16 protein-coding genes are annotated in these 14,657 nt (G+C 65.3%); 6 read left to right on the plus strand and 10 right to left on the minus strand.

Translation table 11 applies throughout. The annotated features are described in order from the left end of the window. Positions 1-10: 10 nt before the first annotated feature. The gene (gene phoR / locus ACVWZ5_RS15480; RefSeq protein WP_230962692.1) at positions 11-1,282 is read right to left on the minus strand and encodes a phosphate regulon sensor histidine kinase PhoR; all 1,272 of its coding nucleotides are present in this window, start codon (positions 1,280-1,282) and stop codon (positions 11-13) included. Positions 1,283-1,354: 72 nt separating this feature from the next. After that, positions 1,355-2,044 carry a phosphate regulon transcriptional regulator PhoB gene (gene phoB / locus ACVWZ5_RS15485; protein WP_003253341.1) on the minus strand — a complete coding sequence of 230 codons (690 nt, stop codon included), beginning with the start codon at positions 2,042-2,044 and terminating at the stop codon, positions 1,355-1,357. Positions 2,045-2,218: 174 nt separating this feature from the next. Between phoB and ACVWZ5_RS15490 the strand changes: the two genes are divergently transcribed. Then, positions 2,219-2,590 carry a COG4315 family predicted lipoprotein gene (locus ACVWZ5_RS15490; RefSeq protein WP_062575617.1) on the plus strand — a complete coding sequence of 124 codons (372 nt, stop codon included), beginning with the start codon at positions 2,219-2,221 and terminating at the stop codon, positions 2,588-2,590. 95 nt (positions 2,591-2,685) lie between these two features. Here ACVWZ5_RS15490 and ubiA read toward each other — a convergent pair whose 3' ends face one another. Beyond that, positions 2,686-3,576: a 4-hydroxybenzoate octaprenyltransferase gene (ubiA, locus tag ACVWZ5_RS15495; RefSeq protein WP_062575616.1), complete on the minus strand. Its 891-nt coding sequence runs from the start codon at positions 3,574-3,576 to the stop codon at positions 2,686-2,688. Further along, positions 3,576-4,133, minus strand: coding sequence for a chorismate--pyruvate lyase family protein (locus tag ACVWZ5_RS15500; RefSeq protein WP_062575795.1), 558 nt, complete (start codon positions 4,131-4,133; stop codon positions 3,576-3,578). The genes ubiA and ACVWZ5_RS15500 overlap by 1 nt, the downstream gene beginning before the upstream one ends. 187 nt (positions 4,134-4,320) lie before the next feature. Here ACVWZ5_RS15500 and ACVWZ5_RS15505 point away from each other — a divergent pair, with 187 nt between their 5' ends. From ACVWZ5_RS15505 to ACVWZ5_RS15520, 4 genes are all read left to right on the plus strand, one after another. Continuing rightward, positions 4,321-4,488: a rubredoxin gene (locus ACVWZ5_RS15505; RefSeq protein ID WP_028689962.1), complete on the plus strand. Its 168-nt coding sequence runs from the start codon at positions 4,321-4,323 to the stop codon at positions 4,486-4,488. 33 nt (positions 4,489-4,521) lie between these two features. Then, entirely contained in the window at positions 4,522-5,670 is a 1,149-nt protein-coding gene (locus tag ACVWZ5_RS15510; RefSeq protein ID WP_186600548.1) for an NAD(P)/FAD-dependent oxidoreductase, read from the plus strand. Positions 5,671-5,858: 188 nt separating this feature from the next. After that, positions 5,859-6,188, plus strand: a complete 330-nt coding sequence (locus tag ACVWZ5_RS15515) for an HU family DNA-binding protein (RefSeq protein ID WP_084942343.1) — start codon at positions 5,859-5,861, stop codon at positions 6,186-6,188. Between the two features lie 134 nt (positions 6,189-6,322). Further along, positions 6,323-6,697 (plus strand): hypothetical protein, encoded by a 375-nt coding sequence (locus tag ACVWZ5_RS15520; protein ID WP_050707542.1) that lies wholly within the window; start codon positions 6,323-6,325, stop codon positions 6,695-6,697. Positions 6,698-6,860: 163 nt separating this feature from the next. Here ACVWZ5_RS15520 and ACVWZ5_RS15525 read toward each other — a convergent pair whose 3' ends face one another. From ACVWZ5_RS15525 to exbB, 6 genes are all read right to left on the minus strand, one after another. Next, on the minus strand, positions 6,861-8,270 hold the full coding sequence (locus tag ACVWZ5_RS15525; protein WP_457340721.1) for an HDOD domain-containing protein: 1,410 nt from the start codon (positions 8,268-8,270) through the stop codon (positions 6,861-6,863). Between the two features lie 77 nt (positions 8,271-8,347). Beyond that, complete coding sequence (gene recG / locus ACVWZ5_RS15530; protein ID WP_084942341.1) at positions 8,348-10,426, minus strand: ATP-dependent DNA helicase RecG; 2,079 nt, start codon at positions 10,424-10,426, stop codon at positions 8,348-8,350. A gap of 4 nt (positions 10,427-10,430) precedes the next feature. Continuing rightward, complete coding sequence (locus ACVWZ5_RS15535) at positions 10,431-11,357, minus strand: hydrogen peroxide-inducible genes activator (RefSeq protein ID WP_062575612.1); 927 nt, start codon at positions 11,355-11,357, stop codon at positions 10,431-10,433. 94 nt (positions 11,358-11,451) lie between these two features. Then, a complete protein-coding gene (locus ACVWZ5_RS15540) occupies positions 11,452-12,186 on the minus strand; it encodes an energy transducer TonB (RefSeq protein ID WP_028689955.1) in 735 nt (244 codons plus the stop codon). After that, on the minus strand, positions 12,183-12,611 hold the full coding sequence (exbD, locus tag ACVWZ5_RS15545) for a TonB system transport protein ExbD (protein ID WP_023632733.1): 429 nt from the start codon (positions 12,609-12,611) through the stop codon (positions 12,183-12,185). The genes ACVWZ5_RS15540 and exbD overlap by 4 nt, the downstream gene beginning before the upstream one ends. A 3-nt stretch (positions 12,612-12,614) precedes the next feature. Then, the gene (gene exbB, locus ACVWZ5_RS15550; protein ID WP_062575610.1) at positions 12,615-13,595 is read right to left on the minus strand and encodes a tonB-system energizer ExbB; all 981 of its coding nucleotides are present in this window, start codon (positions 13,593-13,595) and stop codon (positions 12,615-12,617) included. Between the two features lie 192 nt (positions 13,596-13,787). Here exbB and ACVWZ5_RS15555 point away from each other — a divergent pair, with 192 nt between their 5' ends. Beyond that, positions 13,788-14,645, plus strand: coding sequence for an SDR family oxidoreductase (locus ACVWZ5_RS15555; RefSeq protein WP_062575609.1), 858 nt, complete (start codon positions 13,788-13,790; stop codon positions 14,643-14,645). Positions 14,646-14,657: the final 12 nt, after the last annotated feature.

Here is a 14,657-nt window from a genome sequence, read left to right on the forward strand (position 1 = left end):
CCCGGTACTGTCAGGCTTTGTTTGCGACCAATTGCGCCGGCGCAAAGTGGCAGGTAAAGGTGCTGCCATGCCCCGGCACGCTGCTGATTTCCAGCCGCCCGCGATGGCGCATCAGCACATGCTTGACGATTGCCAGCCCCAACCCGGTGCCGCCGGTGTTCGACGCTCGGCTGGAGTCGACCCGGTAGAAGCGTTCGGTCAGGCGTGGCAGATGCTTGGCCTCGATCCCCACCCCCGAGTCCTGCACGCTCAGGTGCGCGCCCTGTTCGTCGGCCCACCAGCGGATGCGGATATTGCCTTCGTCCTGGGTGTACTTGACCGCGTTGAACACCAGGTTGGAGAACGCGCTGCGCAGCTCCGACTCACTGCCCTTTAGACGAATGCCGTGCGTCGCCTCCAGGCTGATGCGCTGGTTACGCGGGCCCGACAGGGCCTGGGCGTCGTTCTTGATGGCGCCGAGCAGGGTGTCGACCAGCACTGGCTGGTTGTCGGAGGGGTAGTCGGTGGCCTCGAGCTTGGCCAGCAGCAGCAGGTCGTTGAGCAGGGTCTGCATGCGCGAGCCTTGCGCGCTCATCTGCTGCAGGGCGCGGTTCCAGCGCGGGTTCACGTCCTCGACATTGTCCAGCAGCGTCTCCAGGTAACCGGTGATCACCGTCAGCGGCGTGCGCAGCTCGTGGGAAACGTTGGCGACGAAGTCCTTGCGCATCTGTTCCAGCTGGTGGATACGGGTCACGTCGCGCACCAGCATCAGGTGTTCGTTGTTGCCGTAGCGGGTCAGGTGCAGTTGTACGCGCAGCCGGTCGTTGATTGGCGACGGAATCTCCAGTGGCTCGGCGTAGTTGTCCGACTCGAAGTACTCCTTGAAGCGCGGGTGGCGGACCAGGTTGGTCACCGGCTGGCCGCCGTCCTGCGGCGTCTTGAAGCCCAGCAGGGTCTCGGCGGCGCGGTTCCACCACTCCAGGTTGCCTTCGCTGTCGAGCATGATCACCGCGTCGCGCAGGGCGGCGGTGGATTCCTGGACCCGGTCGATCACCGCCTGCAGGCGGCCGCGCACGCGCTGGTCGCGGCGCTGCAGGTGGTAGATGCTGTCGAACACCTCGCCCCACAGGCCATAGCCGTCGGGTGGCGCCTCGTCGGGCTGGTGGTTGCGCAGCCAGTCGTGCAGGCGCAGCAGCTGCTTCAGCGTCCAGCCCAGGTACAGGGCCAGGCCGATGGCCAGGCTCCAGCCGTAGTAGCCGCTGACCAGCCCGCCGATCAGGCAGACGGTGATCAGCAGGAGCATGTGGCGAATCAGGGTCGCGTGCCAGTTCTGGTTCAATTGACAGTCCTTGTACAGCGGGCGCCGGGGCTTCGATCAGCTCTTGGTCGAGAAGCGATAGCCGGTGCCGCGGACGGTTTGTACCAGATTTTCATAGGCTTCACCCAGCGCCTTGCGCAGGCGACGGATATGCACGTCGACGGTGCGCTCCTCGACGTAGACGTTGCCGCCCCAGACCTGGTCGAGCAGCTGGCCACGGGTGTAGGCGCGCTCCTGGTGGGTCATGAAGAACTGCAGCAGGCGGTACTCGGTAGGACCCATCTCGGCCGGCTTGCCGTCGATGGTCACGCGGTGACTGATCGGGTCGAGCAGCAGGCCACCGACTTCGATTGGCGCCTCGCTGTCGCTCGGGCCGGTGCGGCGCAGCACGGCCTTCAGGCGTGCCACCAGCTCGCGGGGTGAGAACGGCTTGGTGATGTAGTCATCGGCGCCGACCTCCAGGCCCTGGATCTTGTTGTCCTCCTCACCCTTGGCGGTGAGCATGATGATCGGGATGTCGCCGGTCAGCTCGTCGCGCTTGAGGCGGCGGGCCAGCTCGATGCCCGAGGTGCCCGGCAGCATCCAGTCGAGCAGGATCAGGTCCGGCTTGCGGTCGACGATGATGGCGTGGGCCTGTTGCGAGTTCTCGGCCTCGAGGCAGTCATAGCCGGCCATTTCCAATGCAACGGCGATCATCTCGCGGATAGGCGCTTCGTCGTCAACGATCAGAATGTTTCTGCCAACCATGCTCAATTACCTCTCCCAGGAACGGTGTCTTGGCCCGCATTAGATAACGGAATTATTGCAGCTGTGTGACAGGACATTGGCCGTTCTGGCGACATTGCGTGACTGGACTAGGCTTCAGGGGGCCGCGAAGGCGGTGTGGACATTCAATCCAACCCCGAAACAATGGTGATTCCAATGACACGACATACGCTGAGCTGGATGGCCCTTTGCGCTGCGCTGGCAGTGCCGGGGGTGGCGTCGGCTCATCATCAGGCTGATGAGAAGGATGGCAGGTTGGTTGATAAGAAGGGGATGACTCTTTACACGTTCGACAAGGATACGACAGGCAAGTCTGTTTGTAATGGTGATTGCGCGACCAACTGGCCGCCTTTGAAGGCTGAGACCGAAGCCAAGGCTGAAGGGGATTGGACAGTAGTGACGCGTGATGATGGAAGCAGCCAATGGGCCTACAAAGGCAAGCCGTTGTACACCTTCATCAAGGACAAGAAGGCCGGGGAGACCACCGGCGATGGCATGAAGGACGTCTGGCACGTCGCCAAGCCCTGAGATCGCTGCGACCCTTTCGCTGGAAAGCCGGCTCCCACAAGGGCACACGCAGTACTGTGGAAGCCGGCTTGCCGGCGAGATGGCTGCAAAGGTTTTCAGCGTAACGCGTAATCCAGTACCACCCCGCCAAAGATCAGCATCCCCGCCCAATGGTTGTGCAGAAACGCCTTGAAGCAAGACTCCCGATCCAGCTTGCGCGTCGACCAGAACTCCCAGGCAAAGCATACCGCCGCCGCCAACAGCCCCAGGTGGAACCAGCCACCCAGCTCGAAACGGTTGCCCGCCAGCAGCAGGCAGCCCAGCGACAGCAACTGCAAGGTCAGGATGATCACCCGGTCGGCCTCGCCGAACAGGATGGCGGTGGATTTCACGCCGATCTTCAGGTCGTCGTCGCGGTCGACCATGGCGTAGTAGGTGTCGTAGCCCACGGTCCACAGCAGGTTGGCGATGTACAGCAGCCAGGCGCTGGCCGGCAGCTCGCCGCCTGCGGCGGTGAAGGCCATCGGGATACCCCAGGAATACGCGGCGCCCAGCACCACCTGCGGATAGTAGGTATAGCGCTTCATGAACGGGTAGCAGAACGCCAGGGCGACCGCGCCGAACGACAGCCACACCGTGGTGGCGTTGGTGCACAGCACCAGCAGGAAGCTCACCCCCACCAGCAGGGCGAACAGCACCAGCGCTTCGCGGGGTTTCACCCGGCCGCTGGCCAGTGGCCGGTCGGCGGTGCGCTTGACGTGGCCGTCCACCTTGCGGTCGGCGAAATCGTTGATGCAGCAACCGGCGGCGCGCATCAGTACCACGCCGAGGCCGAAGATCAGCACGTTGGCCAGGGTCGGCGAGCCGTTGCCGGCGATCCATACCGCCGACAGCGTCGGCCACAGCAGCAGGTAGATGCCGATCGGGCGGTCCATGCGGCTCAGCTGGATGAAGTCCCAGGCTCGTGGGTGCACGCGGTTGAGCGATTTGAGCAGTTGCAGGTACATCAGCGGTTCTCCTCCTTGGCCGCATGCCACAGGGCGGGCAGGAACACCTCGGCCACCAGCAGGTCGAGGCCGTCGCGCTCGAAGCGCGAGCGGCGTCCCCACAACCCGGCGCTGGCGACCTCCACGGGCAGCCAGCCCTGTGGATAACTGCACACTTCGATCGGATGGCGGACGAACGCCTGGTCGCAGAACAGCAGTTCGCCCAGCGAGCGGCTGCCCAGGGTCTCCAGGTCCAACCCACCGCGTTCCAGCGCCGTGCGGCTGGCCACGCTACGGGCAAACACCCACGGCTGGCCATGGCCGCGCAGGTAGACCTCGCGGACCCAGCCCTGCGCGCCGAGGGCAAGGCCCAAGGCGGCGCATTCGTCGTCGCGCAGGGGCTGCCAGCCCTCGAACAGGGGGGTGACGCTGAAGTGGTCGTGGGAGAGACGGGTCAGGCGACGGGTCAGGGAGCCTTCGTCGAACAGCCAGCCCAGGGTCGGCTGGTCGAGGGAGGTCGCCAGCTGCGGATACGCCAGCCACGCGACAGCGGCTGCTTGCGGGGTTTCGTACGGCACGTCGGTATGCTTGATACAGGCCAGAGAGGCGGCGAGCTTAGCATGTTTGCCATCGTGGCTTGCATACTGCCAGCAGGGCCAGTACAAAAGCCGACCAGAGATTGCACGGTGGTCTCCTCGCGGGCTTGCCCCGCGCCTATGCCATCAATTGCAACGCACCCTGTAGCCTGACGAGGAACAGCAGTAAATGAAGAAGTGGCAATGTATTGTCTGTGGCCTGATCTACGACGAGGCCCAAGGCTGGCCGGACGACGGCATCGCCCCAGGCACGCGCTGGGAGGATGTACCGGAAGACTGGCTGTGCCCTGATTGCGGCGTGGGCAAGAGTGATTTCGAAATGATCGCCATCGGCTGATCACAACCCTGGCTTGAAGAAGGAATACACGACATGACGTCCCCCGTGGTGATCATCGGTACCGGCCTTGCCGGCTACAACCTGGCGCGAGAGTTTCGCAAGCTCGACGGCGACACGCCGCTGTTGCTGATCACCGCCGACGACGGTCGCTCCTACTCCAAGCCCATGCTGTCCACCGGCTTCGCCAAGCAGAAGGACGCCGACGGCCTGTGCATGGCCGAACCGGGTGCCATGGCCGAGCAGCTCAAGGCCGAGATTCGTACCCACACCCGCATCAGCGGCATCGACCCAGGCCACAAGCGCCTGTGGATTGGCGAGGAGGCGGTGGAATACCGCGACCTGGTGCTGGCCTGGGGCGCGCAGACCGTGCAGGTGCCGGTCGAAGGCGATGCGGGCGAGCTGATCTTCCCGATCAACGACTTGGAGGACTACGCACGCTTTCGCGCCGCCGCCGCGGGCAAGCAGCGGGTGCTGATCCTCGGGGCCGGCCTGATCGGTTGCGAATTCGCCAACGACCTCAGCCTCGGCGGCCTGCAGTGCCAGGTCGTCGCCCCCTGTGAGCAGGTGATGCCGACCCTGCTGCACCCGGCTGCCGCCGCAGCCGTGCAGGCGGGGCTGGAAGGGCTGGGCGTGCGCTTCCATCTCGGTCCGGTGCTGACCCGTCTGCAACGCGCAGGCGAGGCGCTCGATGCGCACCTGTCCGATGGCAGCGTGATTCCCTGTGACCTGGTGGTATCGGCCATCGGCCTGCGCCCGCGCACCGACCTGGCGGCAGCGGCGGGGTTGCAGGTCAACCGTGGGGTGGTGGTGGACCGCCAGCTGCGCACCTCCCACGCCAACATCTTCGCCCTGGGCGACTGCGCCGAGGTCGATGGCATCAACCTGCTGTACGTCATGCCGCTGATGACCTGCGCCCGTGCCCTGGCCCAGACCCTGGCCGGCAACCCGACCGCGGTGGCCTACGGCCCGATGCCGGTCACGGTGAAGACCCCGGCCTGTCCCCTGGTGGTATCCCCGGTGCCGCCCGGCCACGATGGCAGCTGGGTGGTCGAGGGCAGCGGCGCGGATCTGAAAGTGCTCTGCCACGGCGCCGATGGCCAGCTGCTGGGCTATGCCCTGACCGGCGGCGCGGTCATGGAGAAACTGGCGCTGAATCGCCAGTTGCCGCCCTTGATGGCGTAAATAGCGGACGTTCTGTCGGAATTATCCTGTTCTTGCCGCGACAATGGCCGCCCAGATACTGGCGCGGCCCCTGTCGGCGTGCCATCCTCACTGGCGTCTGCCGCAGCCTAGAGCCTGCGGTGCCTTGAACGCTGCTCCCTTCGGCAGCACGGCATAACAACAAGAAATCCCGTCAAAGAGGCTTCACTATGCGTAAACCAGAACTCGCCGCCGTCATCGCCGAAAAGGCCGATCTGACCAAGGAAAAGGCCAACACTGTCCTGAACGCGATTCTCGACAGCATAACTACCGAGCTTGGCAAGAAGGATAAGGATAAAAACGGTAAGGAAACGAGCCCAACCGTCACCCTGGTCGGTTTCGGAACTTTCGAAAAACGCCACCGTGGCGCCCGCACCGGCAAGAACCCGCAAACCGGCGAGCCGGTCAAGATCAAGGCTAGCAACACTGTCGCCTTCAAACCTGGCAAGGGCTTGCGCGACAGCGTCAACGAACCGGTCAAGGCTACCAAGAAAAAGTGACCGGACAGCTTCACCCTACGGGCGCCTGGAGGCGCCCGTTGCGTTTCTGGTAAGCAAATGCGGCGAACTTGCATAAACAGGGCGATAAACGGATAAACTGCGCGACTCAGTCACTTTTCATTCGAGGCGTGTTGATGAAGTTTCGCTTTCTTCTCTGGGCCATGGGGTTGCTGATGGCCAAGGCCAGCCGCAACAACCCGGCGTTCCAGCAGCAGCTGCAGGACAAGGACCTGGTCTTCCAGATGCAGACGCTCGACGGCAAGGTCGCCCGGCACTTCATCGTCAAGGACCTGCGCATCAGCAGCAAGGGCGGCCTGCACCCGCAGCCGGCCTTCGCCATCGCCTTCAAGGACGCTGCCTATGGCTTTGCCACACTGCAAGCCGGTAACAAGCAGCTGGCGTTCATGCAGGGGATCCAGGAGAAGAACATCCAGATCAAGGGCAATCCGGCGCTGGTGATCTGGTTCCAGGGCTTGATGAAGTACCTGAAGCCGAAGAAGAAGGCCTGAGCCCCAGGCGCAGGCGATACCCGCAGGGAGCTGTCCCCTTGTGGGAGCGGCCTTGCGTCGCGAAAGGGGGCACGCAGCAGCCCCCAGCAATTTCGATGGTGGCTCGGATCTGGGGACGCTGCGCGCCCCTTTCGCGACGCAAGGCCGCTCCTACAGGGTGATCTTAATGCGAATGCGGCGCGTGGAACTGCGACGCCAGCTCGCGCAGCAGGGCCTCGGCCTCCAGCACCTTGTTCACCACCTCTTCGGCCTTTTCCCGGGTCAGCCCCAGGCGCTCGAGCAGGGCATCCGGGATCTCGTCCTTGGGCCCCGAGCCGATCCCCCGGGCGCGCAGCAGCCGCGTCGCCAGGCACACCAGGTTGGGAAACGCCGCATAATCGCCGTCGTATGCCGGATCGTGCTGGAAACGCAGGGCCGTGGACAGCTCATCGGGCATGTCCCACAGCTTCATCAGCCAGGCCCCGATCTGTTCCCGGCTGATTCCCAGCAGGTGCTGTTCCACATAGCTGTGGCACAAGTGCGGGTTGACTTCCAGGTGACGGCAGATCAGCGAGAAATGCGGCGGGAAGACGTGGGCCAGCAGCAGGTAGCCGAAGTTGTGCAGCAGGCCGGCCAGGTAGGTCAGGCCCGCTTCCGGGCGCTCGGCACGTGGCATGGCGCGCGTCAGGCCCTCGATCACCGCGGCGGTGTAGATCGACTGTTGCCAGTATGGCGTGGCCTGCTGCGGGTGGTCCTTGGGCAGGCTCAGGGTCTTGCCCAACGCCAGGCCCAAGGCCAGGTTGATCACCAGGTCGAAGCCCAGCACGCGGACGATGGCGTCTTCCACCGAGCGAATCTTGCCGGGTGAGGCGTAGTACGGGGAGGCAGCCCAGCTGACCACTTGCGCAGCCAGGGCCGGGTCGGTTTCCACCACGCCGGTGATGTCGTCGATGCTGGCATTGGGATCGACGCGCAGCTTGATGATCTTTTGCGCGGTGTCGGCCAGCGGTGGAATCTCGATGGTCTGTTCCAGGCGTTGCTGGATGCGACGGGCGGTGAATGCCTGGACCGCGCGGATGACTTCCTTGGGAGGGCCGTCCAACTGGTCGAAACTGAGGCGAATATCGCTGATCTGCTGGCCGAACGTGCTGGCGCTGGCCTTGAGCAGCATCTTCTTGAAGGCGGTTCTGCCGATTTCCAGGAGCAGGCCGGTTTCGCCGGACTGGATCAGCAGCGTCTCGTTGTCGAGCAGGCTCTTTTCGTACTGGCACGGCGAGCTGGTCAGGGCGGGGATCGCCGGCAGCGCCTTGAGGTGATGCTTGTCGAGCATCTGCTTCAGGCGCTCCAGCGGCACGGCCTTGAGCTTGCGGCCGGTCAGTTCCTCGAGGCGCTTGAGGTCCAGCAACTGGCTTTGCGGGAACAGCAACATCAAGGCACCGATCTCGTCATCGAGCAGCACGGCCTGCACCCGCGAGGCGGCCGGCAGCCCCGGGTGCTCGGGCACCTCGCGGAAGCTGACGCCGAGCTTGTCGAGCAACAGCCGGATGACAGACGGTGCGTGTAGGGTTGCGGTATCCAGGGCAACTTCAGTCATGGCCTGTATCCAATCATTCTTTAAACGCGAAGTATAACCAGCCTGGCCGCCAAGCTGGATCCATTATGGGACGGGCGTCACACCTGGCCATATTGTTGACCGTGGCGCAGCCAGCGGTCGAGCAACGGGCTGACGTGGTCGGGCCAGCGTGCCAGCAGGGCCTGGGCGGCGTCGCGCACGGCCGGCAGCAGGTCGGCGTCGCGCATCAGGTCAGCGACCTTGAACTGCAGCAGGCCGGTCTGGCGGGTCCCGAGCATCTCGCCGGGACCACGCAACTCCAGGTCCTTCTCTGCTATGACGAATCCGTCGTTGGTTTCCCGCATGATGCCCAGGCGCTCACGGCCGATCTGCGACAGCGGTGGATGGTAGAGCAGCACGCAGTGGCTCACCGCGCTGCCCCGACCGACGCGGCCGCGCAACTGGTGCAGCTGGGCCAGGCCCAGGCGCTCGGGGTTCTCGATGATCATAAGGCTGGCATTGGGCACGTCGACGCCGACCTCGATCACCGTGGTGGCCACCAGCAGTTGCAGGTCGCCGGCCTTGAACTCGGCCATCACCGCGGCCTTTTCCGCAGGCTTCATGCGCCCGTGGATCAGGCCCACGCGCAGCTCGCCCAGGGCGCTGCCCAGCTCCTCGAAGGTGCTCTCGGCAGCCTGGCAGGTCAGTTCCTCGGATTCTTCGATCAGGGTGCACACCCAATAGGCCTGGCGGCCTTCGGCGCAGGCTGCGCGGACCCGCTCGACCACCTCGAAGCGACGGCTGTCGGCGACCAGCACGGTGTTCACCGGGGTGCGCCCGGGCGGCAGCTCGTCGAGGATCGAGGTGTCCAGGTCGGCATAGGCGCTCATCGCCAGGGTGCGCGGGATTGGTGTGGCGGTCATGATCAGCTGGTGCGGGCACAGCTGGCCCATGACGCCCTTCTTGCGCAGGGCCAGGCGCTGCTGCACGCCGAAACGGTGCTGTTCGTCGATGATCGCCAGGGCCAGGTGCTTGAACTGCACCTCGTCCTGGAACAGTGCGTGGGTGCCGACCACCATGGGCGCACCATTGGCGATCTGCTCCAGGGCGCTGGCGCGCGCCTTGCCCTTGAGCTTGCCGGCCAGCCATGCCACCTCGATGCCCATCGGTTCGAGCCAGCGCTTGAAGGTGATGTAGTGCTGTTCGGCGAGGATCTCGGTGGGCGCCATCAGGGCGACCTGGTAACCCGCTTCCAGAGCCTGCAGGGCGGCCAGCGCGGCGACCACGGTCTTGCCGGCGCCCACGTCGCCCTGCACCAGGCGCATCATTGGCTCGTGCTGGCTGAGATCGTAGGCAATTTCGTTGCCGACCCGCTGCTGGGCGCCGGTCGGGCTGAAGCCGAGGTTGGCCAGGTACTGTGCCGGCAGGCGCGTAGCCTTGGGCAGTACCGGCGCGCGCAGGGCACGCTGGCTTTCGCGCAGGCGCTGTTGCGACAGCTGGTGGGTCAGCAGCTCCTCGAAGGCCAGGCGGTGCTGGGCCCAGTGATGGCCCTCGGCGAGTTCGTCGAGATCGGCGTCGGCCGGCGGGTTGTGCAGGTAGCGGATGGCGTCACTCAGCGGCGCCAGCTGATAGTCGCGGGCCAACTCGTCGGGCAGCCAGTCGGGCAGGCTGCGCGGGCCGAGCAGGCCGAGGCTCTGCTGGCAGAGCAGGCGCAGGCGCTGCTGGGTCAGGCCTTCGGTGGTCGGGTAGATCGGTGTCAGCGTCTGTTCGACCGGCGGCGGGGCTTCGTCGCCGTTCAGCGCCCGGTATTCCGGGTGGTAGATCTCCAGCCCCGAGGCGCCGGGGCGGGCTTCACCATAGCAGCGCAGGTGGGTGCCACGCTTGAGGCCCTCCTTCTGCGCATTGCTGAAATGGTAGAAGCGCAGGCTCAGCGTGCCGCTGCCGTCGCCCAGGCGCACCACCAGGCTGCGGCGCTTGCCCATGGTCACGTCGGCCCCGCTGACCACGCCCTCGATCACCGCGTCCTGGCCCGGACGCAGTTGGCCGATGGGCACCACGCGGGTGCGGTCCTGGTAGCGCAGCGGCAGGTGGAACAGCAGGTCCTGCAGGTTCTCCAGGCCGACCTTGGCGAGTTTCTCCGCCATGGCATCGCCTACGCCCTTGAGCGTGGTGACCGGGACGTTCGACAGCTCGGTCATGGGCTCAGACCGTTTGTTCCACCGGCGGCTTGGCCACCGAGCAGAGGCGGATCGAGTCGGCGAGGATCTCGATGGCCTTCGGCCGCGGGAAGCTGGCGCGCCAAGCGATGGCCACGGTGCGGAACGGTGCGGGCGCGGTCAGCGGGCGGACTTCGATGACGCCCGGCGCGTAATGATGGCTGTGCACCGCCGACAGCGGCAGGATCGACACGCCCAGGCCCGATGCGACCATGTGGCGGATGGTTTCCAGCGAGCTGGACTCGACCGTGGTGTGCTTGGAGCCCTCGCCGCCCTTGTTCAGCGTCGGGCAGGCCTCGAGCACCTGGTCGCGGAAGCAGTGGCCCTCGCCCAGCAGCAGCAAGCTCTTGTCGTTGAGCATGGCGGTGTCGATGGTGTCCTTGGCGGTCCAGGGGTGGTCGGCCGGCATCAAGGCGCAGAACGGCTCGTCATACAGCGGCAAGGTCAGCACATCGGCCTCGTTGAACGGCAGGGCGATGATCACCGCGTCCAGTTCGCCGTTGCGCAGCTTTTCGCGCAGCACGTGGGTGAAGTTTTCTTCGATGTACAGCGGCATCTGCGGCGCCACGCGGTGCAGCTGCGGGATCAGGTGCGGGAACAGATAGGGGCCGACGGTGTAGATGGCGCCGACCTTGAGCGGCGCGGTCAGCTGGTTCTTGCCGGCCTGGGCCAGCTCGCGGATGCCCTGGGCCTGCTCCAGCACCTTCTGCGCCTGGGCAACGATGCTCTCGCCGACCGGCGTGAGGCGTACGGCGCTCTTGCTGCGCTCGAAGATCAGCACGCCGAGTTCGTCCTCGAGCTTCTTCACGCCCACCGACAGGGTCGGCTGGCTGACGTGGCAACGCTCGGCCGCGTGGCCGAAGTGCTGCTCTTGCGCGAGGGTGACGATGTAGCGAAGTTCGGTGAGGGTCATAACGTGCGTCCATGAAGTTGCGGCCCCAGCATAGCGGCTGCAATCGATAGACGCACGTTATCAGACTTGCCGTTTTGTGACAGAAACAAAAACGTCAGCGTCGGTCCAGCGAATAGACGAACGGCGCAACGACTTCGATCGTGCCATTGTTCAACAACTCCGCCGGAGGCTTTGGCACCGTGCCGGCACGGCGGATCATCTCCAGCGTGGCCCGGTCCAGCGCCGCACTGCCGGAACCGCCGGCCAGCGCGTACGAGACCACCTTGCCTTCGGCGTCGACGACGAAGCGCAGGCGGTTTATGCCCTGCAGTCCGCGACGGCGAGCGTCCTCGGGGTACTTCTTGTACTTGGCCAAGTGGCGCAGCAGATCGCTCTGCCAGCTCGGCAGGGCATTGCTGTTGGACGCGATGCTCGGCTGCGGCGCCGCCGACTTCTGCGGTGGCGTGTTGCTCGGCGGCGTGTCCGCGACGTCGTCCTTGGCCGGCGGCTCGTCCTTCGGCGGCTCAAGCTTCTTCTCGGGCTTGGGCGGCTGTGGCTTGGCCTTGGGCTTGGGCGGCTTGGGGATGGCGATCTTCGGCTTTGGCGCCTCTGCCAGCTTCGGCAGCGGCGGTTCCTCGACCGGCGTCGGCGGTTTCGGGGCGGCCTTGGGTGGCGGCGGCGGCGCGGGCTCGGGCAGCGGTGCCAGCTCGACCATCATCGCTGCCGGCGGCAACTCGAGGGCCTGGGGCACCGACCAGTTGAGCGTCAGCAGCACGGCGACCGCGTGCACGCCCAGCACGATCGCCAGGCTGCCACCGTAGCGCGCCATGTTTGAGCGCGTTTTCGTCATTTCTTGGCTGCCGTCTCGAGTCCGACCAGGCCGACCTTGAGGTAGCCGGCGGCACGCATGGTGTTCATCACTTCCATCAGGTCGCCGTAATCGACGCCCTTGTCAGCCTGGAAGAAGATAGTGGTTTCCTTGTCGCCCTTGGTCTTGGCGTCGAGCATGGCGCCAAGCTGGTCGCGCTGGGCCACCTCGTCGTCGCCGAGGTAGAGCTTCTTGTCGGCCTTGACGCTGACGAACACCGGCTTCTCGGGCCTCGGCGCGGGCTTCGCGGTCGAGGCGGGCAGGTCGACCTTGATGTCGACCGTGGCCAGGGGGGCCGCGACCATGAAGATGATCAGCAGCACCAGCATCACGTCGATGAACGGGGTGACGTTGATTTCGTGGTTTTCGGCGAGGTCGTCGCCACCTTCGTTGAGATGCAGGCCCATGGCTTACCCCACTTTCACCATGTGCGGGGCGGCGCGCTCGCTGCCCTGGTGGTCCAGATCGCGGCTGACCAGCAGCAGGACCTGGGCGGAGGCGTCGGACACCTGTGCCTTGTAGCCGGCGATGGAGCGGGCGAAGACGTTGTAGATGACCACGGCCGGAATCGCGGCGACCAGGCCCAGGGCGGTGGCCAGCAGGGCTTCGGCGATACCTGGGGCGACCACGGCGAGGTTGGTGGTCTGGGTCTTGGCGATGCCGATGAAGCTGTTCATGATGCCCCACACGGTGCCGAACAGACCGACGAACGGTGCGGTGGAGCCGATGGTAGCCAGCACGCCGGTGCCGCTGCTCATGGTTCGACCGCTGGCGGCCACCAGGCGCTCCAGGCGGAAGCTGACGCGTTCCTTGATGCCTTCCTTCTCGCGGGCATTGGCCGACAGGCGCATTTCTTCGAGGGCGTCATGCACCAGGATGTGGGCCAGGGTGCCTTCCTTGTTCGACACCTCGCTGGCCTCTTTCAGGCTCACCGAACGCTTCAGGGCGGCGATCTCGCCACGCAGGCGGCGCTTGGCGCCCATCAGCTCGAAGCCCTTGGCGATCCAGATGGTCCAGGTGATGATCGAGGCGATGGCCAGGCCGATCATCACGGCTTTCACCACCACGTCGGCGTTCTTGTACATGCCCCATGGGGACAGGTCGTGGGCCATGCCCAGCGAGGTGTCTTCGACCATCGCCTGCACGTTCTCGTCGGCCGGTGCCTGGCCTTCCACCGGCGCAGTCGCGTCGGCTGGTGCGGCAACCGGGGCCTGGCCGTCGGCGGCAGGCGTGGCCGGGGCGGCGGCAGTGGCAGCGGCGGGTGCCGGGGTGGCGGCGACAGGCTCTTCGGCCATGGCTGCCGGGGCCAGTACCAGGCTGAACATCAGCGCGGCAATGGCGCGCCAGGCGCGCGATGGGGTTGGCGAAGCGGAAGGTTGAGTACGTGTCATGCTGGCCGGACCTGATGAAGAGAAATGGGTTGAGTTCTTCAAGGCCTCGAAACAGGCCGAGAACAGACAGGGTCGCCATTATTGCAAGTAATTCTTGTTAACAAAAGTAATACTGTTGCTTTTTTTGACCTTGGTATAGCCGTTTATCGCGCGAACCCGATAGCCTGTGCCTTTCGCATTAGGAGGTTTGGTATGTCAGACGTTTCAGCTTTGATCGTGGGTTGCGGTGATGTAGGCAGCCGCCTTGCCCGCCAACTGCTTGCTCAAGGCTGGCAGGTCAGCGGCTTGCGCCGTTCGGTCGATCAGTTGCCCGAAGGGGTTCGGCCGATCGCCGCCGATCTGGCCGAGCCGCAGATACCGAGCGCCTGGCCTGAGCAGGGGCCTGATTACCTGGTGTATTGCGTGGCGGCCAGCCAGCACGATGCAGCCGGCTACCAGGCGGCCTATGTCGAAGGTCTGCGCCATGTGCTGGGATGGCTGGCGGCGAAAGGGCAGCGGCCGCGACGTTTGGTGTTCGTGTCCAGTAGCAGCGTGTATGCGCAGCAGGATGGTGAATGGATTGCCGAAGCGGCAGCCACGCAGCCCGAGGGCTATTCCGGCAAGGTGATGCTCGAGGCCGAGCGGCTGGCGCTGGGCAGCGGCATTCCCGCGACGATCGTGCGCCTGACCGGTATCTATGGACCGGGGCGCGAATGGTTGCTGAGCCAGGTGCGCCAAGGTTATCGCGTGGCCGAGGAGCCGCCGTTGTACGGCAACCGCATCCATGCCGAGGATGCCGCCTGCCTGATCGCGCACCTGTTGCAGGCCGATGCCCGCGGCGTTGCGCTGGACGATTGTTATATCGGTGTCGATGACGACCCGGCGCCGCTGGCCGAGGTGGTCGCCTGGCTACGTGAGTACCTGGGCGTTACCCAGTGGTCGGATGAGCAGCGGGTGCGGCGCACTGGCAGCAAGCGCTGCAGCAATGCGCGGGCGCGGGCGTTGGGATGGGTGCCGATGTATCCGAGTTACAAAGAGGGGTATGCCGCCATTCTGCAAGGGCGTGGTTGAGACTACCGGCCC

This window comes from Pseudomonas sp. TE6283, from assembly GCF_054060555.1.

Coding starts and splice junctions, on each gene's coding strand:
- phoR (WP_230962692.1), bottom strand. CDS start 1,282: ATGCTCCTGCTGATCACCGTCTGCCTGATCGGCGGGCTGGTCAGCGGC.
- phoB (WP_003253341.1), bottom strand. CDS start 2,044: ATGGTTGGCAGAAACATTCTGATCGTTGACGACGAAGCGCCTATCCGC.
- ACVWZ5_RS15490 (WP_062575617.1), top strand. CDS start 2,219: ATGACACGACATACGCTGAGCTGGATGGCCCTTTGCGCTGCGCTGGCA.
- ubiA (WP_062575616.1), bottom strand. CDS start 3,576: ATGTACCTGCAACTGCTCAAATCGCTCAACCGCGTGCACCCACGAGCC.
- ACVWZ5_RS15505 (WP_028689962.1), top strand. CDS start 4,321: ATGAAGAAGTGGCAATGTATTGTCTGTGGCCTGATCTACGACGAGGCC.
- ACVWZ5_RS15510 (WP_186600548.1), top strand. CDS start 4,522: ATGACGTCCCCCGTGGTGATCATCGGTACCGGCCTTGCCGGCTACAAC.
- ACVWZ5_RS15515 (WP_084942343.1), top strand. CDS start 5,859: ATGCGTAAACCAGAACTCGCCGCCGTCATCGCCGAAAAGGCCGATCTG.
- ACVWZ5_RS15520 (WP_050707542.1), top strand. CDS start 6,323: ATGAAGTTTCGCTTTCTTCTCTGGGCCATGGGGTTGCTGATGGCCAAG.
- ACVWZ5_RS15525 (WP_457340721.1), bottom strand. CDS start 8,270: ATGACTGAAGTTGCCCTGGATACCGCAACCCTACACGCACCGTCTGTC.
- recG (WP_084942341.1), bottom strand. CDS start 10,426: ATGACCGAGCTGTCGAACGTCCCGGTCACCACGCTCAAGGGCGTAGGC.
- ACVWZ5_RS15535 (WP_062575612.1), bottom strand. CDS start 11,357: ATGACCCTCACCGAACTTCGCTACATCGTCACCCTCGCGCAAGAGCAG.
- ACVWZ5_RS15540 (WP_028689955.1), bottom strand. CDS start 12,186: ATGACGAAAACGCGCTCAAACATGGCGCGCTACGGTGGCAGCCTGGCG.
- exbD (WP_023632733.1), bottom strand. CDS start 12,611: ATGGGCCTGCATCTCAACGAAGGTGGCGACGACCTCGCCGAAAACCAC.
- exbB (WP_062575610.1), bottom strand. CDS start 13,595: ATGACACGTACTCAACCTTCCGCTTCGCCAACCCCATCGCGCGCCTGG.
- ACVWZ5_RS15555 (WP_062575609.1), top strand. CDS start 13,788: ATGTCAGACGTTTCAGCTTTGATCGTGGGTTGCGGTGATGTAGGCAGC.